The sequence below is a fragment of the Pseudomonas haemolytica genome, assembly GCF_009659625.1.
GTDB lineage: Bacteria > Pseudomonadota > Gammaproteobacteria > Pseudomonadales > Pseudomonadaceae > Aquipseudomonas > Aquipseudomonas haemolytica.
This window is the reverse complement of the sequence record NZ_VOIW01000006.1, coordinates 415,292-433,534: the sequence shown is the minus strand read 5'-3', so window position 1 is coordinate 433,534 and position 18,243 is coordinate 415,292. Positions and strand designations below refer to the sequence as shown.

The following is an 18,243-nucleotide window of genomic DNA, read 5'->3' as shown; positions in this document are numbered from 1 at the left end:
CCGCCTTGCTAATGATCTGAGGATGACCTGTGATGAGTGAATATGCAGCCCAAGCCCCTGCCGGGGTGGTGACGGAGCCGGCCTGGCTGGCGGTATTTTCTTTGGCGATGGGGGTGTTCGGTTTGCTGACGGCGGAATACCTGCCGGCCAGCCTGTTGACACCCATGGCCTTGGACCTGGGTGTTTCGGAAGCGCTGGCCGGGCAAGCCGTGACGGTGACGGCGGTGGTGGCGTTGTTTGCCGGCTTGCTGGTGCCCGGCCTGACCCGAAGCATCGACCGGCGCGTGGTGCTGCTGGGGTTCTCCACGCTGATGATCGCCTCCAACCTGCTGGTGGCGCTGTCTTCCAGCCTGACCGTGCTGTTGTTGATGCGCATCCTGCTGGGCATCGCCCTGGGCGGTTTCTGGAGCATGGCGGCGGCGGTGGCCATGCGCCTGGTGCCGACCGCGTCCCTGCCACGGGCGCTGTCGATCATTTTCAGCGGGATTGCGGCGGGCACCGTGGTCGCCGTGCCGCTGGGCAGCTACTTGGGTGGGCTCTACGGTTGGCGCAGTGCGTTTATCGCGGCGGCTGCCGTGGGTGGGGTGACCCTGGCGTTCCAGGCGTTCACCCTGCCGCGCCTGGCGCCCAGTGGCACCGCGCGCCTGCGCACCGTGCTGGAGGTGCTGCTGCGCCCGGGTATCGCCATGGGCATGTTCGGCTGCGTACTGGTCCATACCGCGCATTTCGCGTTGTTCACCTACATTCGTCCGTTCCTGGAAAGCACCACCGGCGTCGATACCCAAGGACTGGCGCTGATGCTGCTGGGTTTCGGCGTGGCGAATTTCGTCGGCACCTTGCTCGCCGGTTGGTTATTGGTGCGTCACCCGCGTGGGACGTTGGTGTTGATGCCGGTGCTGGTGGGTATTGCGGCACTGGCCCTGGTCTGGCTGCCCGTGTCACTGCCGGGTCAGGCGTTGCTCCTGGCGCTGTGGGGCATGGCGTTCGGCGGCGTACCGGTGGCATGGTCCAATTGGGTCGCCCGTGCGGTGCCGGACCAGGCTGAAAGTGCCGGCGGCATGGTGGTCGCTTCGGTGCAGTCGGCGATTGCCGCAGGGGCTGCCGGTGGCGGGTTGATGTTCAGCGTCAGCGGTATTGCTGGGGTGTTTGTCGGCGCGGGCGTGTTGATGCTGATCGCGGCTTTGCTTATCGCCCTGCGCGTACAGGTGCCTCGACAAGACGGGGATGCCGGTGTGACGCACCAGCCGTCTTTGGTTTAGTCTGGAACGCTTGGTTGAATACAATCCCTGAGGAGCAGTGGCATGGCTGACTATCTACCCCCAAAGGTCTGGACCTGGGACACCGAAAACGGCGGCACCTTCGCCAGCATCAACCGGCCTATCGCCGGCGCCACCCACGATAAAGAGCTGCCGATCGGCAAGCACCCGCTGCAGTTGTATTCCCTGGCCACCCCCAACGGGCAGAAGGTCACGATCCTGCTCGAAGAGTTGCTGGCCCTCGGGCACACCGGCGCCGAATACGATGCCTGGCTGATCAAGATCGGTGACGGCGACCAGTTCGGCAGCGGCTTCGTGGCGGTGAACCCGAACTCGAAGATTCCGGCCCTGATGGACCACAGTGGCGCCACGCCGATTCGGGTGTTTGAGTCGGGCGCGATCCTGCAGTACCTGGCCGAGAAATTCGGCGCGTTCTTGCCCACCGAGCCTGCGGCCCGGGCTGAATGCCTGTCGTGGTTGTTCTGGCAGATGGGTAGCGCGCCCTACCTGGGCGGTGGCTTCGGACATTTCTACGCCTATGCGCCGAGCAAGATGGAGTACCCGATCAACCGCTTTGCCATGGAGGCCAAGCGCCAACTGGACGTGCTGGACAAGCGCCTGGCGGTGAGCGAGTACATCGCCGGGGATGAGTACACCATTGCCGACATTGCCATCTGGCCCTGGTACGGCGGGCTGGTCAAAGGCCGGCTGTATGGCGCGGCGGAGTTTCTATCGGTGCATGAGTACCAACACGTGCTGCGCTGGGCCGACGCGATTGACGCCCGGCCAGCGGTGCAGCGCGGGCGGCGGGTGAATCGGGTGTCGGGTGAGGATCTATTGCCCGAGCGTCATGATGCGAGTGACCTGGACTGAAGGTAACTGGCCGACCGCGAACCCGCGGCTTAACTCAACAACCCGGTGCTGACTGCCACGATCAGGAAGATCCCCAGCAGCGCACGGTAGATCACGAATGGCCAGGTGGAGAAGCGCTCCAGGAACTTCATCAGGCCCCAGATCGCGAAGAACGCCGAGACGCTCGCCACCAGCAGGCCGAAGATCAAGTGCGGCCAGGCGTGAGCCGGCATATCGGCGTGCAGCAGCACCCACAGCTCTTTCAAGCCGGCCAGGGCGATGGCCGGCAGGCCCAGCAGGAAGGAAAATCGCGCCGCTTCCTCACGCTTGAAATTCAGGAACAGCGCTGCGGTGAGCGTGGAGCCCGAACGCGATACCCCAGGAATCAACGCGCCGATCTGCGCCACCCCTACGATCAGCGCATCGCGCAGGCGCATCTGGCTCACGTCGCGGGTGTGGCGGGCGCGCACTTCGGCCAGCGCCAGCAACACCGCCATCACCACGCACGAAATGCCGATTACCATCAGCCCACGCAACGGCGAGTTGCAGGCATTCAGGGTCGAAGACAAGGCCAGGCCGGCAATGCCGATCGGCACGGTCGCGAGCACAATCGCCACGGCCAGCTTGAACCACGGGTCGTTGTAGTCACCCCGGCGTACCGCACTGATGCTGCCGGTGGTGACCTGGTGCACATCCCGCCAGAAGTAACTGACCACCGCCGCCAGCGCCGCCAATTGCATGGCTGCGGAAAACGCCGAGCCCGGGTCTTGCCAGCCGAGGAGGGCGGGCACCACGCGCATATGCGCGGTGGACGACACTGGCAGCAATTCGGTAATGCCCTGGATCACACCCAGGATGAAGATCTGCAGGTAATCCAGGGAGGCAAAGCCCACATCCAGGCCGGCGGTACAGACGTTGGTCAAAATTAGGTGTCCTTGAGCAAAAGGTGGAAGCCTGCGAAGTTTATTCTAAATGTTTCAGGAATTAGCCCAGGGCAACCGCTATCTGCAATCGGTTCAGCAAGTAGAAAGGAATCGACAATCCATTGGCTTGACGAACACTTTTGTGAACAATGGCGCCCTGCGTTTTTTCACTGAGAGCCCCATGCCTGAAACCACCGTCGAATTGATCCAGACCGGCCCTGAAGACGCCGAGCTGATCCGCAATCTCTACCAGTACTACGCCTACGAGTCTTCGGACTGGGAACAGGAAGATGTCGAGGCCGATGGCCGTTTCTACATCCATGACGAGCACCTGGCCCGTTACTGGCACGACCCGCAGTGGAGCGCCAACCTGCTGCTGGTGGACGGCTATATTGCTGGTTTCCTGCTGATCGAAGGTAGCGAACTGCCCGGCATCGACGCCCTTGAACTGGCCGACCTGTTTATCCTCAAGCGCTACCGTCGCAAAGGCATTGGCCGCGCCATCGCCAGCCAGATGCTGTGCAGTGGCGAGGCCAATTGGCTGGTGCGTTTTTATGATCAGGACGAGGTGTCCCAGGCGTTCTGGCGCACCGTCCTGGATACCCTGCCGCGTCCGGTGCAGACGATTGAACTGGAGGATGATCCGCAGTTGGTGAGCTATCTGATTACCCGGGTTTCGCTGCATTGACGGGCGGTTTTTTCCGAGTGTGAAGGCGGGTCGCTGTCACTGATCCCCTGTGATCCAAATGTAGCAGGGCAAGCTCCAATGCCGCTCCCCCAGTTTGCTCTGCAAACTTCAGGCAGATATCCATCTGCTTGATCTTGAGCGGCAGCAATTCGCTTCATGATGTTTTTATTTGCATAAAAAAACATTTACATCGGAAGCTACTGCTGCAAATATGTCTCGGCGAATTTAAAAAAACAAAAGCCCGCGGTACTGATCCCGATCAGGCCATAACAACAACTACCTGACACAGGCTTGAAGCCGGCTCCTGCCCCAGGCCGGTCTTTTCAGCGTAGGAGAACGTCTCCCGTGAATCGCTTACTCAATGGCACACTGTGCGTCACCCTCGCACTTGGCGCCGGCCTTGCGCAGGCCCAGAGCACTTTGCGCGTCGGCTTGAACGCCGACATCCGCAGCACCGAACCGGGCGTCAACCGTGACGAAAACACCGACACTGTGATGCTGCATATCGTCGAAGGCCTGGTGGCCCATCGCGAAGACGCCTCCGTCGGCCCGTTGTTGGCTCGTGAGGTGCAGCAGTCCGATGACGGCATGACCTACACCTTCAAGCTGCGCGAAGGCGTGCACTTCCAGAACGGCGCAAGCTTGACCGCAACCGAGGTGAAGTGGACTTGGGAGCGTTACCTCAACCCTAAAACACAATGGCGCTGCCTGGCTGAATTCGATGGCCGCGGCGGAGCGAAAATCACCGGCATCGACACCCCGGACCCACTCACCGTGGTGTTCCACCTCGATCAGCCCAGCGGCCTGTTCCTGGCCGCGATGGCGCGCCCCGATTGCGCCGGCAGCGGCATCCTGCATCCCGACTCACTGGCCGCAGACGGCAGTTGGAAGGCCCCCATCGGTACCGGCCCGTTCAGCCTCGCCGAATGGAAACCCGGCCAATACGTGACGTTGTCGCGCTTTAATGACTACAGCCCGCGCGACGAGGCCGGGCCGGATGGTTTTACCGGCAAGAAGCAGGCCCTGGTGGAAGCGGTACGGTTCATGGTGATCCCCGATCCGTCGTCGGCCAAGGCGGCGTTGATGTCCAACAACATCGACCTGCTGCCCAATGTCAGCGCCAGCGATGCCGAGGAGTTGAAGGTCCGTCCGGGCGTGCAGATCTCGTTCAGCCCGATCATGGCGATCTGCGGCTTGCTGTTCCAGACCAACGACCCGCTGCTCAAGGATGTGCGCATCCGCCAGGCCATCGCCCATTCCCTGGACTACGGGCAAATGGTTAACGCGCTGTCCAACGGCACTTCCGAGCCGAACAATTCGGCGGTCCCACAAACCAGCGCCTTCTACAGCGCCACGGCCAGGCAGGGTTACCGCTACGACCCGCAGGAATCCCGGCGTCTGTTGCAAGAGGCCGGCTATCAGGGCCAGCCGATCAAGATGATCGTCAACAAGCGCTATCCGCAGATGTTCGACATGGGCCTGCTCAGCCAGGCGATGGCCATGGCCAGCGGCGTGAATATCCAGATGGAAACCCTGGAGTGGGGCACTCAACTGGAGCGCTACCAGAGCGGCAATTACCAGATGATGGCGTTCTCTTATTCATCGCGCCTGGACCCGGCCACCAGTTTCGATTCACTGATGGGCGACAAGACCAAGGAACCGCGCAAGGTCTGGGACAACCCCCAGGCCCAGGCGCTGCTGCGTGAAGCTGTGCGTGAGAGCGACACGGCCAGGCGCCAGGCGCTGTTCGACCAATTGCACACGATGATGATCCACGACACGCCGATGGTGATCATCTACAACGGCACGGTTGCCGCAGCGTTGCGCGATAGCGTCAAGGGTTTCCATTCGTGGCCGGTGTCATCGCCAAGGCTGTGGGGCGTCAGCCTCGCGGCGCACTAACGGGGCTTGAGCATGTTGCGTTTTATCCTGCAAAAACTCGCCATGGCGATCCCGACGCTGTTGCTGATTTCAGTGATGGTGTTCGCGCTGATTCGCCTGATCCCCGGCGACCCGGCACTGCTGATGCTCGGCGATATGGCCGATCCCCAGAGCCTGGCCGACATGCGCCACACCCTGGGCCTGGATCACTCACTGGTGACCCAGTTCCTGATCTGGTTCAAGGCGGTGCTGAGCGTTGACCTGGGTTTTTCCATCAGCACCAAGCAAGCGGTATTGCCGCTGATTCTCGACCGGTTCAGCGTCAGCGCCACCATCGTGCTGGTGGCGGTGCTACTCGCCACGCTGATTGCGGTGCCGATTGGCCTGATCGCGGCGTGGAAGCAAAACAGCGCTCTGGACCTTGGCCTGGTGTCCGTTGCCACCTTGCTGCTGTCGATCCCCAGCTTCTGGCTCGGCCTGTTGTTGCTGCACGCGTTCGGCATCCAGCTCGGTTGGTTGCCGGTGGTGGGCTACGTCAGCTTCGCCCAGGCGCCGTGGCAAGCGATCAGCTACATGGTGCTGCCAGTGGTGACCCTGACCTTGGTGGAAGTCGGCGCAATTACCCGCATGGCGCGGGCCAGCACCATCGAAGTGCTGCGCCTGGAGTACATCGCCCATGCACGGGCAAAGGGGCTGTCGGAGCGGGCGGTACTGTGGAAACACGCACTACCCAACGCCTTTGCACCGACCTGGACCCTGGTGGGTTTGATCCTCGGCAACCTGTTGGGCGGTATCGCTGTGCTGGAAACCGTGTTCACCCTGCCGGGCATCGGCCGGCTGATGGTGGACGCGATTTTCGCCCGTGACTACCCGGTGCTGCAGGGCTGCCTGTTGCTGATCACGTTTATCTACGTGCTGGTCAACCTGTGTGTGGATCTGCTCTATCCGCTGTTCGATCCAAGGGTGAAGTTATGAGTGCGAGTATTGCCGTGCCCGTGCCGGGCAAGCGCCGACGCGTATGGGCGCCGGCCAATGCGTTGATCGGCGGCGGGTTGCTGGTGGTGTTGATTGGGTTGGCGTTGCTAGGCCTGGTGTGGTCACCGTTCGACCCGTTGAAGATTGACCTGATGTCGCGTTTCCAGGCGCCCTCGGCGGCCCATTGGCTGGGCACCGACGAGTTTGGCCGCGACGTGTTCAGCCGCTTGCTGATTGGTGCACGCACCAGCTTATGGGTGAGCGTGCTGACGGTGAGTGTCGCGGTGCTGGCTGGCACCTTGATCGGCATGCTCGCCGGTTACCTGCGTGGCTGGACTGATCGCGTGCTGATGATGCTCAACGATGCGCTGCTGGCGTTTCCCGGCATCCTCATGGCGCTGGGCATCATGGCGATCATCGGTGCCAGCGAGTACGGCATTGTCCTGGCCCTGGGCATCGCCTACACGCCGTCGGTGGTGCGGGTGGTGCGCGGCACTGTGCTGTCCTTGCGTGAACTGGAATACATCGAGGCCTCGCGGGTGATCGGCAACTCCGAGCTGTACACCATGCTGCGGCATATCGCCCCCAACTGCCTGGCGCCGCTGTGTGTGCTGGCCACCAGTATGTTCGGCTGGGCGCTGCTCTCGGAAAGCGCGCTGAGCTTTCTTGGCCTGGGCGTGCCACCGCCGGCTGCCACCTGGGGCAACATGCTCGCCAGCAGCCGGCCATATATGGCCTCGGCGCCCTGGCTGGGTGTGTTCCCTGGGCTGTTTATCTGCCTGACGCTGTTGGCGATCAACCTGTTCGGCGATGCCTTGCGTGATCGCCTCGACCCCCGGATGAGGAAGTAGGCATGTCGGCCAATCCTGTTTTGTTGAACGTGCAACACCTGAAGATCCGTGTTGGCGAATACGGCCCGTTGGCGGTGGATGACCTGAGTTTCAGCATCGCACCGGGGGAGATCGTGGCGCTGGTGGGCGAGTCCGGCAGCGGCAAGACTATGGCCGCCCGCGCCGCGATTGGCCTGCTGCCCTTGCCCATGCAAGTCTGCGGTGGGCGCCTGGACTTCCAGGGGCGCGACCTGGCCAGTGCCAGCACCGAGGCGCTGCGCGCCATTCGTGGCGCGAGCATCGGCATGGTGTTCCAGGAACCGATGGTGTCGCTCAACCCGGCGTTGAAGATCGGCCAGCAGATGAGCGAAGCCCTCAGGCTGCACACCGACCTTGACGCCACGCAGATTCGCGAGCGTTGCCTGAGCATGCTGCGGCGTATCGGCATCAAGGCCGCCGAGCGCTGCCTGGAGTCCTACCCGCACCAGTTCTCCGGCGGCATGCGCCAACGCATCATGCTGGCCTCGGTGATGCTGCTGCGCCCCGCCTTGCTGATCGCCGATGAGCCCACCACCGCCCTGGATTGCCTGGCGCAGCTGGACGTGATCGAACTGATGCTGGAACTGACCCGCGAGCAAGGCACGGCGATCCTGTTCATCAGCCATGACCTGTCCCTGGTCGCCCGCTATGCGCATAAGGTGGTGGTGATGCGCCATGGCCAGGCAGTGGAGCAGGGCACTATCGAGGAGATTCTGCTCTCGCCGAAGGCCGAGTACACCCGCCAGTTGCTGGAAGCCTTGCCGCGCCGTGGTGTGCTGGCGCCATTGCCGGCGAGCAACGGGCCCTTGGTTGAAGTTGACCAGGTGAGCATCGAGCATCCCGGGCCGAACTCGTTCTGGGGCAAGCGCCAGCACCACCGCGTGGTGCATGCCGCCAGCCTGGTGATCGCCCCGGGCGAAACCCTGGCGCTGGTGGGTGGCAGTGGCTCGGGCAAGACCACCCTGGGCCGCTCCTTGGTCGGGCTGATCAAGCCTTGCGCCGGCTCGATCCGCTTCAAGGGTGTGGACATTCTCAAGGCCGCCAACCGTACCCATCGCCTGCAGTGCCAGATGATCTTCCAGGACCCGTATTCATCTCTGAACCCACGGATGAAAATCGGCGAAATCCTTGCCGAGCCGTTGCGTCACGAACCCGGTTTGAATGCGGCCGAGCGCCGTGAGCGGGTGGTGCAAACCCTCAAGGACATCGGCCTGGGCGAGCAGTTTGTCGAGCGCTTTGCCCATCAGCTTTCCGGCGGCCAACGCCAGCGCGTCGCCATCGGCCGCGCCCTGGTGCGCCACCCGCAATTGGTGATCGCCGACGAGCCGATCTCGGCCCTGGACATGACTATCCAGAAGCAGATCCTCGAACTGTTCGAGCGGTTGCAGGCGCAGTACGGCTTTGCCTGCCTGTTCATCTCCCATGACCTGGCGGCAGTGGAGCGCATTGCGCATCGGGTCGCGGTGATGCATCAGGGCGAGGTGGTGGAAGTGGGCCACCGCGAGCAGATCTTCGATCACCCGCAGCACCCGTACACCCGTCAGTTGCTGGCCGCCGCCAGCCCGTTGGAGCAACTGCCGGGCGGCGGCTACCGAATACGACCGGCCATTTAGACCCTGATTTCTTCCGGCGCGCAGCCTTGAAAACCTGCGCGATGGGGAATGTCGTGCCCAAAAAAACAATAAGACCTACTCACCCGTAGCGACTGCCAGGAGCCAAGCCCATGCATAACAACCATTTCAACCTGATCTTGAAAGGTGTCGGCCTGATGAGCGGGGGCCTGCTGTGCGCCCCAGCCCAGGCGGACTTCATCAAGGACAGCAAGGCCGACCTGGACTTGAAGAATTACTACTTCAACCGCGACTATCGTGAAGACGCCGGGCAATCCAAGCGTGAGGAATGGGCCCAGGGTTTTATCCTCAACCTGAAGTCAGGCTTCACCGAAGGCCGAGTGGGGTTCGGCCTGGACGTAGTCGGCATGCTTGGCGTGAAACTCGACTCCAGCCCGGATCGCTCAGGCTCCGGCCTGTTATCCAGGGACAACGATGTTGCACCGGGTAAGCCCAGCTATGCCAAGCGCGCCCATGACGAGTACTCCAAGCTCGGCGTGACCGGCAAGGTGCGCCTGGCCAAGAGCGAGTTGCGCAGCGGCTACCTGCTGCCGGACCTGCCGACCTTGCAACCCAACACCAGCCGGTTGTTCCCGCAGACCTTCCGTGGCACCCAGGTAACGTCCACGGACATTGCCGGCTTGGCCTTGGTCGGCGGGCAGATCGACCAGACCAGGCAACGCGAATCCACCGACTACGAAGACCTGGGGCTGACCAGCCAGAGCGGTGCCTACAAGAGCAGCGCCAAGAGCGACCGCTTCCGCTTTGCCGGCGGCGACTACACGCTCACCCCAGGCATGGTCCTCAGCTATCACTTTGCGCAACTGCAAGACATCTATCAGCAGCACTACGTCGGGCTGAAAAACAGCTTTGCCCTCGGTGGTGGCACGCTCAAGACCGATATCCGCTATTTCGACGCGGACAAATCCGGCGCGGGCTTGGCGGGCAAAGTCGACAACCGCGCGCTGAGTACGCGGGCGATGTACAGCTACAAGGGCCATAGCCTGGGCGGCGGGTATCAGGAGCAGTTCGGGTCGACGCCGTTTACCTATGTGGACGGGACCAATACCTACCTGTTTTCCGAGTATCAACTGAGCAACTTCTCCCAGACCAACGAGCGGGTCTGGCATGCGCGGTATGACTTTGACTTCGCCGCCCTGGGCGTTCCGGGGCTGACCTTTTCGACGCGTTGGGCCAAGGGCGATCAGGCGCAGGTCAAGGGGTTTGTGGGGGAGGGGCGTGAATGGGAGCGGGATATCGATCTGGGCTATGTGGTTCAGTCCGGGGCGCTCAAAGGGGTGTCGTTGCGCTGGAGGAATGGGTTGAGCAAGTCCAACTACTTGCGGGATATGAATGAGAACCGGGTGATTGTTGGCTATACCGTGGCGCTTTGGTGATGAACGTATTCGGCCAGCACGGTTCAATGGGGCGCCAGAGATCAAGATCAAGAGCGCCTCTCCCACCTTCGGCTTTTTGTGTCTGTGACAGCAACGCCTCAGCCCTTATTGCGCGCCACCCGCAACTTGCTCGCCACCTCCAGGTGGCGGTGCAACAGCGTCGCCGCCCATTCGTTATCGCCTTGCTCCAAGGCATCGAGGATTGCCAGGTGTTCCTGGCACGACACCTTGACCCGTTCCACATTGCTCACCGTGTGGAATTCGGTGAGCCGGCGCAAGCGGTTCTGCTGCTGGATCGCTTGCAGGATATAGCCATTGCCCGACGCCGCCGCCAGCAGTTCATGGAACTCTGCGTTGCACTCGATAAAGCGTTGCCCATCGACCTGGCCTTCGAGCAGTTCCAGTTGCCGTTCGCGGCAGCGGCGCAATTGTTCGCGGTTGATCCTGAAGGTCGGCTCCAGCAACCCGGCGGGCTCCAGCAGCATGCGCAAGCGATAGCTTTCGAAGCGCGTCTGCGGGCTGTTCAGGGTCGGCAGGAATTGCCAGCCATGCCCGTGCTTGCGCTGCATCACGCCTTCATCCGACAGGCGCAACAGGCAACGACGCAGCACGCTTTTGCCGACGCCATAGCGGCGCAGCAAATCGCTTTCGGAAATCTGGTCCGGCAGTGCCTGGTTCAAGCGATCGTCGATCAGCCGCGTGTACAACTGGTCCTCTTCGTTGTGCAACTCGCTGACCTGTTGCGCCAGGCCAGCGGCCGCCTGCAGCGGTACGCGAAAGCCCTGTTGCGGCAATGGCTCGATGGCCTGCTGTTGCGCCAGGTAGGACAGCGCGCTGCGAATCGGCGAGCGCGACACCCCCAGGCGCTGGGCCAGCTCGACTTCTTTGAGGTGCATACCGGGTTGCAAGTCGCCGCTGGCGATGGCGGCAAGGATCTGGCCGGCAACTTTGGTCTGCAGCGAGGTGAGTGGGGACATGGCGCGGAGTCATTCCTGTGACAGGGGAGGCAAGGATACTCGGAAAAACGGAATTATAGGTGGCTCAAATACACCAGGCCGCTGTGAGCAAATCTTTATCTGCATTATTTGAAATATAAAAACATGAACGAGGACCCACTATGACTTACATCCCGCTGCCCCGGGCCTTGCCCATTGAACGCGGTGTCGACCCCGCCGGTATCGTCGACTTTATTCAGGCCGTGACCGAGGCGGGCCTGGAGCTGCACAGTTTCATGCTGTATCGCCAGGGCGCAGTGGTGGTCGAGGCGTTCTGGCAACCCTATTCGGCCCATCGCATGCATGTGCAACATTCGGCGACCAAGAGCTGGACCGCCACAGCAGTGGGCTTGTTGATCGACGATGGTCGGCTGGCGCTCACGGACAAGGTGATCGATTTCTTCCCCGAGCTGTGCCCGCGGCCCATCAGTGCCAACCTCGCGGCCATGACTGTGGAGGACCTGCTGACCATGCGCACCGGCCACACACGCGGCATTTCCGGTGGTGACTGGCGCAACCTGCAAACCAGCTGGGTCCAGGCGTTCCTCAATGAGCCGGTGGACGAGCCGCCGGGCCAGTCGTTTATCTACAGCAGTGCCAGCAGTTTCATGCTGTCGGCCATCGTCACTCAGGTCAGCGGGCAGACCCTGCATGCACTGCTGCAGGAGCGGGTGCTGAAGCATATGGGCCTCGACCGACTGGAATGGGACCTGGCGCCGGGCGGTTTCAACTCCGGCGGCAATGGCTTGAGCTGCACCAGCGAGGACTCGCTGAAGTTCGGCGTGCTGCACTTGAACCAAGGCCAATGGCAGGGCCGTCAATTGCTGTCGCCAGCGTGGGTGGGCGCCGCCACGCGCAACCAGGTGCAGGATGTGTGGATGGGCGAGTTCGACGGCAAGCAGTACTTGCCACGGGACAAGAACAAGGCCAATGAAGCCCAGCGCGAAGGCTATGGCTACCAATGGTGGATGACCCAACACGGCGGCTACTACGCCTCCGGCGTGTTCGGCCAGTACTGCATGGTGCTGCCCGAGCAGGAGGCGGTGATGGTCTTTACCTGCGGCCTGCGCCTGGGGGAAAAGCGCGTGCACCAGGCGCTGTGGCAACACTTGTTTCCGGCGCTGGGGCGCAGCAGTGCCGACCCCAAGGCCAGCCAGGTGCAGCTGGAGGCGCTGATTGACCACTTGCGCCTGCCCACTTTGCAGGGTTTGTCGGTATCGCCGGCGAGCGCCGCACTGCAAGGGCGTTACATCATCGAACCGAATGAAGATGGCGTGCACGAACTGGCTTTTGAATTCCACGGCGATCACTGCACCTTCACCCTGGTCGACCACCGCGGCACTCACCACCTGCGCGCCGGTTTCCAGCGGCCGCTTGAAACCATCACCAGCATCACCGGCAACTACCTTCACCACCAATACCAGCCTGAGCAGACTCCAGTGGTTGCCAAGGCTGGCTGGACCACCGAAGGCGAGTTGCGCATGGACTGGCGTTTTGTCGAAACCGCGTTCGGCGACCACGTCAGTTGCCGCTTGCATGACGGGCGCCTGCACTTCGACCGCGGCGTCAACACCAACGCCGGTGCCCTGCAACGTCCGACTCTGTTCGGCACGCGAATCTCTGCTCAAGGAGTACACCCATGAGTTCTTCCCTGTGGGCGCCGTTTACCGCGATGCGCCCGTTCAACCGTGCGCCGATGCTGTTTGATCGCGCTGCCGGCATGCACTACACCACCACCGATGGCCGCGCGGTGCTCGATGCCATGGCCGGGTTATGGTGCGTCAACGCCGGCCACGGCCAACCACGGATTGTCGAGGCGATTCGCGAGGCAGCGGGGCGCCTGGACTTCGTGTCGTCGTTCAAAATGAGCCACCCGGCGGCGCTGACCCTGGCCGATCGCCTGGCGGCCATGGCGCCGGCGGGCCTGGATAAAGTGTTCTTCACCAACTCCGGTTCCGAGGCGGTGGACACCGCCCTGAAAATCGCCCGCGCTTACCATCAGGCCCGTGGAGACTGCCGCCGTACCAAGCTGATCGGCCGCGCCAAGGGGTATCACGGCATGGGCTTTGGCGGGCTGTCGGTATCGGGAATAGGCCGCCAGAAGCGCGACTTCGGACCGTTGCTCGGCGATGTGGCGCATTTGCCGTTGCCTTATGACACGGCGTCACGTTTCAGCCACGGCCAGCCAGAGCAGGGCGCCCACTATGCGGACGCGTTGCTGCAACTGCTGGAGATCCACGACCCGGCCACAGTGGCGGCGGTGATTGTTGAACCGGTCACGGGCTCCGGTGGCGTGTACGCCCCACCCCAGGGTTACCTGCAACGGTTGCGGGACATCTGCGATCGCCATGGCGTGCTGCTGATTTTCGATGAAGTGATCACTGGCTTTGGTCGCGTCGGCCATGGTTTCGCCGCCCAGGCCTTCGGCGTCACGCCAGACCTGATGACCCTGGCCAAGGGCCTCACCAACGGTGCGGTGCCCATGGGCGGCGTACTGGTCAGCGGTGCGGTCTATGACGCCTTTATGCAAGGCCCGGAACAAGCCATCGAGCTGATGCACGGCTACACCTATTCGGCCCATCCGCTGGCGTGCGCGGCAGGTTTGGCGACCCTGGATGTGCATGCGGAGCTGGGCCTCAATGCCCATGTCCAGCAGATCGCGCCGCTGTGGCAAACCACCGCGCTGGCGCTGCGCGAACAGCCCCTGGTGCTGGACGTGCGGGCCATCGGCCTGCTCTGCGCGGTGGAACTCACCCCCCGTGACGGTGCTCCCGGTGCGCGGGCGGCGGAGGTGGCCCAGCGCTGTTTCGATGCCGGGGTGCTGGTGCGGGCGTCGGGGGACAATATCGTGCTGTCGCCGCCGCTGATCATCAGCGAGGAACAGGTCGCGCTGGTGTTCGGCACGTTGAAGCAGGCCCTTGAGGTAACGCGATGAACCCCCTGGATTTCTACATCGACGGTCAATGGGTCAAGCCCCAGGGCACCGAGACCCTGGCGGTGATTGATCCTGGCACCGAGCAGGCCATCGCCCACATCAGCCTGGGCAACCGCGCCGACCTCGACCTGGCTGTCGCTGCGGCAAGGCGCGCTTTCCACAGCTACGGGCAATGGAGCCGTGAACAACGCCTGGACCTGTTGGCGGCCATCATCGACGGCTATCGCGAACACGCCGAGGCGTTGGCGCTGTGCGTGCACCAGGAAATGGGCGCACCATTGTCCCTGGCCCGTAGCGCCCACGTGCCCGCGGGGCTCGGCCATCTGCAACGGGCCTACGAAATTCTCAAGGACTATGCCTTCGACCGTCCCCACGGCAGCACGTTGATCAGTCGCGAACCCATTGGTGTGTGCGGGCTGATCACGCCGTGGAATTGGCCACTCAACCAGCTCACCTGCAAGCTCGCCCCGGCACTGGCGGCGGGCTGTACGGTGGTGCTCAAGTCCAGCGAAAAGGCGCCGTTATCGGCGATGTTGCTCGCCGACATCCTGCACCGCGCCGCAGTGCCCAAGGGCATATTCAACCTGGTCAATGGCGACGGCCCGACCATCGGCGATGGCCTGGCCCGACATGCCGACATCGATATGCTCTCGTTCACCGGTTCTACCGGCGCCGGTATCGCCGTGGCCAAGGCGGCGGCGGATACGGTCAAGCGCGTCTCCCAGGAGCTGGGCGGCAAGTCGGCCAACTTGATTCTCGAGGATGCCGACTTCGATGCGGTGGTGCGCCATGGGGTCAGCAGCTGTTTTCGTAATAGCGGGCAGTCGTGCAATGCACCTGCGCGCATGCTGGTGCCACGGGCCTTGCAAGCACGGGCGGTAACGATTGCGCAGGAGGTTGCCGCGCACGTGTGCTGGGACGACAGCAACCCGGCCACGGCCATGGGGCCGCTTGCCAATCAGGCGCAGTTCGAACGGGTGCAGGGCTTGTTGGCGGCGGTGGATATGACGCCGGTCTGCGGTGGAGCAGGGCGTCCGGCAGGCGTGACCACCGGTTTCTATGCCAGGCCCACGGTATTCGCCGATGTCGACCCGGCCATGCCAATTGCCCGTGACGAAGTGTTCGGCCCGGTACTGGTGATCATCCCCTATGACAGTGAGGAACAGGCCATCGCCATTGCCAATGACAGCGTCTACGGCCTGTCGGGCTATGTCAGCGCCGGCACGCTGGAGCGCGCCCGTGCCGTGGCCCGGCGCCTGCGCACCGGGATGGTCCATCTCAATGGCAGCAAGGCCGACAATGGCGCACCGTTCGGCGGCTACAAGCAGTCAGGCAATGGGCGTGAGTGGGGTGTGTTCGGGTTGGAGGACTACCTGGAGGTGAAGTCGATGTTCGGCTATGAGCCTAGCCTGGATTGAACAACACCTGCTGCATCGCCTGGGGCGGCTGCCCGAACGCTCTCAGGAACGCCTGGCGCATGCGCTCGCGATCACCAAAGCCAGTTTCGCGGGCCACCACTTCCACCGGGTGGCGGCTGGTTTCCATCATCGCCCGCGCCGCTTCTACCCGCAGGGCTTCAATGGCCTTGGCCGGTGTCTGCCCGGTTTCTTCGCGAAACACCCGGCTGAACTGGCGCGGGCTGAGCCGGGCGACGTCGGCCAAGGCTTCCACTGACAAGTCATGGGTCAGGTTCTCGCGGGCATAGGCCAGGGCCAGTTGCACGCGGTCGGACTTGGGGTCCAGTTCCAGCAAGGCCGACAACTGCGATTGCTCGCTGCCGCGGCGTTGGGCAATCACCAGCTTGCGTGCGATGCGGCGGGCGAGGTCGCTGCCCAGGTCGTTCTCCACCATGGCCAACGCCAGGTCGACCCCGGCGCTCATGCCGGCGCCGGTCCACACCTGGCCGTCCACCACGAACAGCTTGTCTTCTTCCAGGCGGATGTCCGGGTAGCGCTTGCGGAATGCCGGCGCGTGGATCCAGTGGGTGGTGGTGCGCTTGCCGGTGAGCAGGCCGGCTTCGGCCAGCACAAAGATGCCCATGCATAACGATGCCACACGGCGTGACTGCGCGGACGCCGCCTTGACCAGTTCCAGCAGGTTGGCCTCCGGCAGGCGAAACTCCAGGTAGCCGCTGACGATCAGGGTGTCATAGCCCTGCGGCCGGATCGCCGTAGTGTTCACCGAAAAACCTTGGGAGGTCATCACCGCGCCGCCGCTTTCCGACACCAGATGAAACTCATAGGCCGGCTCACCGCGCAGCAGGTTGGCGCACTCGAACACCGAGCCCAGGCTGAGGCTCAAGGATTGGAAATTCGGGTAAACCATCAGTGCAACGCTGTGCATCGCTTCTCTCCAAGGGGCGGTGGAGCGGCGATTGTCGGCGTGTGCCGGGTAAACGGCAACCGACTTTGGCCCATGGCCGGAATCCTTGCGGATATGACATTGTGAGCCGTTGCCTTGCTGCCTAACATGGCCCCAACGAACTAGACGACTGGTCTAATCGGACGGGGTCAAGCATGAACCACACAAGCAAAAGTGCACGGCAGGCGATTCTGGAACGTGGGCAATCGATTGTCGGTGCCAAGGGGTTTTCCGCCGTGGGCTTGAACGAAATCCTGCGGGCTGCCGAAGTGCCCAAGGGTTCGTTTTATCACTACTTCGGTTCCAAGGATGCCTTCGGTGTGGTGTTGCTCGACACCTATTTCGACCACTACCTCCAAGGCATGCAGCAGCTGTTCGACCAGCCGGGTTTATCCCACTACGCCAAGCTGATGCGCTATTGGCAATGCTGGGTCGACAACCATACGGGCTGCACCGATGCCGGCAAATGCCTGGCGGTAAAGCTCGGCGCCGAAGTGTCGGACTTATCAGAGCCGATGCGGTTGGCCCTGCAACGCGGGACCTCGCGCACCATCGATTTGCTCACCATGGCCCTGCAACGCGGCGCCGAAGACGGCTCGCTCACCTTCGAGCAAGCTCCCGACAGCCTGGCCCGGCGCCTGTATGCGCTGTGGTTGGGAACCAGCGTCATGGCCAAGATTACCCGTACCACCGCGCCGTTCGCTGAGGCGCTGCTGCTGACCCGACAGTTGTTGGGCGCCCCTGAAACCCCTGATATCCACATCGATCGAGGCACTGGAAAATGAACGTATTAATGGTACTGACCTCTCACGACCAGCTTGGCGATACCGGGCGCAAGACCGGCTTCTGGCTGGAAGAATTTGCCGCGCCCTATTACGCGTTCAAGGACGCCGGCGCCGAGGTGGTGCTGGCCTCTCCGGCCGGCGGCCAGCCGCCGTTGGACCCGGTGAGCGACCTGCCGGACTTCCAGACCGAACAAACCCGTCGTTTCGCCGCCGACCCGGCTGCACAGCAAGCACTGGCCAACACCGTCAAGCTGGACTCGGTCAACGCCGCCGACTTTGACACGGTGTTCTACCCAGGTGGCCACGGCCCGTTGTGGGATTTGGCGGAGTCGCCGGTGTCCATCGCGCTCATCGAGTCGTTCGAACGAGCCGGCAAGCCCATTGGCTTTGTCTGCCATGCCCCGGGTGCGTTGCGTCACGTCAAGGCGGTCAACGGTGCGCCGTTGATCAAGGGCCGTCGTGTGACCGGGTTCTCCAACTCGGAAGAAGCGGCGGTGGAGTTGACCGATGTAGTGCCATTCCTGATTGAAGATGAATTCAGGAAATTGGGCGGCAAGTATGAGAAGGGCGCCGACTGGCAGTCTTTCGTGATCGTCGATGGCTTGCTGGTGACCGGGCAGAACCCCGGCAGCTCCAGCGAAGTGGCCAAGGCCCTGCTGACACTCAGCGCCTAAGTCAATCAACTGCTGTACGCATTTGGCGACTCCCGGGAGTCG

16 protein-coding genes are annotated in these 18,243 nt (G+C 62.8%); 13 read left to right on the top strand and 3 right to left on the bottom strand.

Annotated features, from left to right (window positions below; translation table 11 throughout):
* Positions 1 to 32 precede the first annotated feature (32 nt).
* Both FRT59_RS21015 and yghU read left to right on the top strand, forming a co-directional pair.
* Positions 33 to 1,259 (top strand): MFS transporter, encoded by a 1,227-nt coding sequence (locus FRT59_RS21015; protein WP_153872275.1) that lies wholly within the window; start codon positions 33 to 35, stop codon positions 1,257 to 1,259.
* A 42-nt stretch (positions 1,260 to 1,301) separates the two neighbouring features.
* Positions 1,302 to 2,129: a glutathione-dependent disulfide-bond oxidoreductase gene (gene yghU / locus FRT59_RS21010; RefSeq protein WP_153872274.1), complete on the top strand. Its 828-nt coding sequence runs from the start codon at positions 1,302 to 1,304 to the stop codon at positions 2,127 to 2,129.
* A 29-nt stretch (positions 2,130 to 2,158) separates the two neighbouring features.
* Here the strand turns inward: yghU and FRT59_RS21005 are convergent, their stop codons facing one another.
* Positions 2,159 to 3,031 carry an undecaprenyl-diphosphate phosphatase gene (locus tag FRT59_RS21005; RefSeq protein ID WP_153872273.1) on the bottom strand — a complete coding sequence of 291 codons (873 nt, stop codon included), beginning with the start codon at positions 3,029 to 3,031 and terminating at the stop codon, positions 2,159 to 2,161.
* A 181-nt stretch (positions 3,032 to 3,212) separates the two neighbouring features.
* Here FRT59_RS21005 and FRT59_RS21000 point away from each other — a divergent pair, with 181 nt between their 5' ends.
* The 6 genes from FRT59_RS21000 to FRT59_RS20975 all read left to right on the top strand — a co-directional run bounded on the left by FRT59_RS21000 (position 3,213) and on the right by FRT59_RS20975 (position 10,451).
* Complete coding sequence (locus tag FRT59_RS21000; protein WP_198809715.1) at positions 3,213 to 3,719, top strand: GNAT family N-acetyltransferase; 507 nt, start codon at positions 3,213 to 3,215, stop codon at positions 3,717 to 3,719.
* Positions 3,720 to 4,064: 345 nt separating this feature from the next.
* A complete protein-coding gene (locus FRT59_RS20995) occupies positions 4,065 to 5,621 on the top strand; it encodes an ABC transporter substrate-binding protein (RefSeq protein ID WP_162524873.1) in 1,557 nt (518 codons plus the stop codon).
* A 12-nt stretch (positions 5,622 to 5,633) separates the two neighbouring features.
* Entirely contained in the window at positions 5,634 to 6,575 is a 942-nt protein-coding gene (locus FRT59_RS20990) for an ABC transporter permease (protein ID WP_034119162.1), read from the top strand.
* Entirely contained in the window at positions 6,572 to 7,426 is an 855-nt protein-coding gene (locus tag FRT59_RS20985) for an ABC transporter permease (protein ID WP_034119163.1), read from the top strand. Before FRT59_RS20990 ends, FRT59_RS20985 begins: the two co-directional genes overlap by 4 nt.
* 2 nt (positions 7,427 to 7,428) lie before the next feature.
* Complete coding sequence (locus FRT59_RS20980; RefSeq protein ID WP_153872271.1) at positions 7,429 to 9,057, top strand: dipeptide ABC transporter ATP-binding protein; 1,629 nt, start codon at positions 7,429 to 7,431, stop codon at positions 9,055 to 9,057.
* Positions 9,058 to 9,212: 155 nt separating this feature from the next.
* Positions 9,213 to 10,451 (top strand): OprD family porin, encoded by a 1,239-nt coding sequence (locus FRT59_RS20975; protein ID WP_411828997.1) that lies wholly within the window; start codon positions 9,213 to 9,215, stop codon positions 10,449 to 10,451.
* A 98-nt stretch (positions 10,452 to 10,549) separates the two neighbouring features.
* Here FRT59_RS20975 and FRT59_RS20970 read toward each other — a convergent pair whose 3' ends face one another.
* Positions 10,550 to 11,428, bottom strand: a complete 879-nt coding sequence (locus FRT59_RS20970) for a GntR family transcriptional regulator (RefSeq protein ID WP_034119166.1) — start codon at positions 11,426 to 11,428, stop codon at positions 10,550 to 10,552.
* Between the two features lie 140 nt (positions 11,429 to 11,568).
* Here FRT59_RS20970 and FRT59_RS20965 point away from each other — a divergent pair, with 140 nt between their 5' ends.
* From FRT59_RS20965 to FRT59_RS20955, 3 genes are read left to right on the top strand one after another with little or no spacing between them, the layout of a single operon-like run.
* Positions 11,569 to 13,089, top strand: coding sequence for a serine hydrolase domain-containing protein (locus FRT59_RS20965; protein ID WP_153872269.1), 1,521 nt, complete (start codon positions 11,569 to 11,571; stop codon positions 13,087 to 13,089).
* Positions 13,086 to 14,381: an omega-aminotransferase AptA gene (aptA, locus tag FRT59_RS20960; RefSeq protein WP_034119168.1), complete on the top strand. Its 1,296-nt coding sequence runs from the start codon at positions 13,086 to 13,088 to the stop codon at positions 14,379 to 14,381. Before FRT59_RS20965 ends, aptA begins: the two co-directional genes overlap by 4 nt.
* On the top strand, positions 14,378 to 15,799 hold the full coding sequence (locus FRT59_RS20955; RefSeq protein WP_153872268.1) for an aldehyde dehydrogenase family protein: 1,422 nt from the start codon (positions 14,378 to 14,380) through the stop codon (positions 15,797 to 15,799). Before aptA ends, FRT59_RS20955 begins: the two co-directional genes overlap by 4 nt.
* On the opposite strand, the gene FRT59_RS20950 is transcribed toward FRT59_RS20955, so the two are convergent.
* Entirely contained in the window at positions 15,786 to 16,724 is a 939-nt protein-coding gene (locus tag FRT59_RS20950) for a GlxA family transcriptional regulator (RefSeq protein ID WP_034119170.1), read from the bottom strand. The genes FRT59_RS20955 and FRT59_RS20950 overlap by 14 nt on opposite strands.
* A gap of 173 nt (positions 16,725 to 16,897) precedes the next feature.
* Between FRT59_RS20950 and FRT59_RS20945 the strand changes: the two genes are divergently transcribed.
* Together FRT59_RS20945 and FRT59_RS20940 are read left to right on the top strand one after the other, a co-directional pair.
* A complete protein-coding gene (locus FRT59_RS20945; protein ID WP_153872267.1) occupies positions 16,898 to 17,527 on the top strand; it encodes a TetR/AcrR family transcriptional regulator in 630 nt (209 codons plus the stop codon).
* Positions 17,524 to 18,201, top strand: a complete 678-nt coding sequence (locus FRT59_RS20940) for a type 1 glutamine amidotransferase domain-containing protein (RefSeq protein ID WP_153872266.1) — start codon at positions 17,524 to 17,526, stop codon at positions 18,199 to 18,201. Before FRT59_RS20945 ends, FRT59_RS20940 begins: the two co-directional genes overlap by 4 nt.
* The last annotated feature ends 42 nt before the right edge of the window (positions 18,202 to 18,243 follow it).

Bases quoted from the DNA above. Each gene is read 5' to 3' on its own strand.
- FRT59_RS21015 (WP_153872275.1), top strand. From the start codon at position 33: ATGAGTGAATATGCAGCCCAAGCCCCTGCCGGGGTGGTGACGGAGCCG.
- yghU (WP_153872274.1), top strand. From the start codon at position 1,302: ATGGCTGACTATCTACCCCCAAAGGTCTGGACCTGGGACACCGAAAAC.
- FRT59_RS21000 (WP_198809715.1), top strand. From the start codon at position 3,213: ATGCCTGAAACCACCGTCGAATTGATCCAGACCGGCCCTGAAGACGCC.
- FRT59_RS20990 (WP_034119162.1), top strand. From the start codon at position 5,634: ATGTTGCGTTTTATCCTGCAAAAACTCGCCATGGCGATCCCGACGCTG.
- FRT59_RS20985 (WP_034119163.1), top strand. From the start codon at position 6,572: ATGAGTGCGAGTATTGCCGTGCCCGTGCCGGGCAAGCGCCGACGCGTA.
- FRT59_RS20980 (WP_153872271.1), top strand. From the start codon at position 7,429: ATGTCGGCCAATCCTGTTTTGTTGAACGTGCAACACCTGAAGATCCGT.
- FRT59_RS20975 (WP_411828997.1), top strand. From the start codon at position 9,213: ATGAGCGGGGGCCTGCTGTGCGCCCCAGCCCAGGCGGACTTCATCAAG.
- FRT59_RS20970 (WP_034119166.1), bottom strand. From the start codon at position 11,428: ATGTCCCCACTCACCTCGCTGCAGACCAAAGTTGCCGGCCAGATCCTT.
- FRT59_RS20965 (WP_153872269.1), top strand. From the start codon at position 11,569: ATGACTTACATCCCGCTGCCCCGGGCCTTGCCCATTGAACGCGGTGTC.
- aptA (WP_034119168.1), top strand. From the start codon at position 13,086: ATGAGTTCTTCCCTGTGGGCGCCGTTTACCGCGATGCGCCCGTTCAAC.
- FRT59_RS20955 (WP_153872268.1), top strand. From the start codon at position 14,378: ATGAACCCCCTGGATTTCTACATCGACGGTCAATGGGTCAAGCCCCAG.
- FRT59_RS20950 (WP_034119170.1), bottom strand. From the start codon at position 16,724: ATGCACAGCGTTGCACTGATGGTTTACCCGAATTTCCAATCCTTGAGC.
- FRT59_RS20945 (WP_153872267.1), top strand. From the start codon at position 16,898: ATGAACCACACAAGCAAAAGTGCACGGCAGGCGATTCTGGAACGTGGG.
- FRT59_RS20940 (WP_153872266.1), top strand. From the start codon at position 17,524: ATGAACGTATTAATGGTACTGACCTCTCACGACCAGCTTGGCGATACC.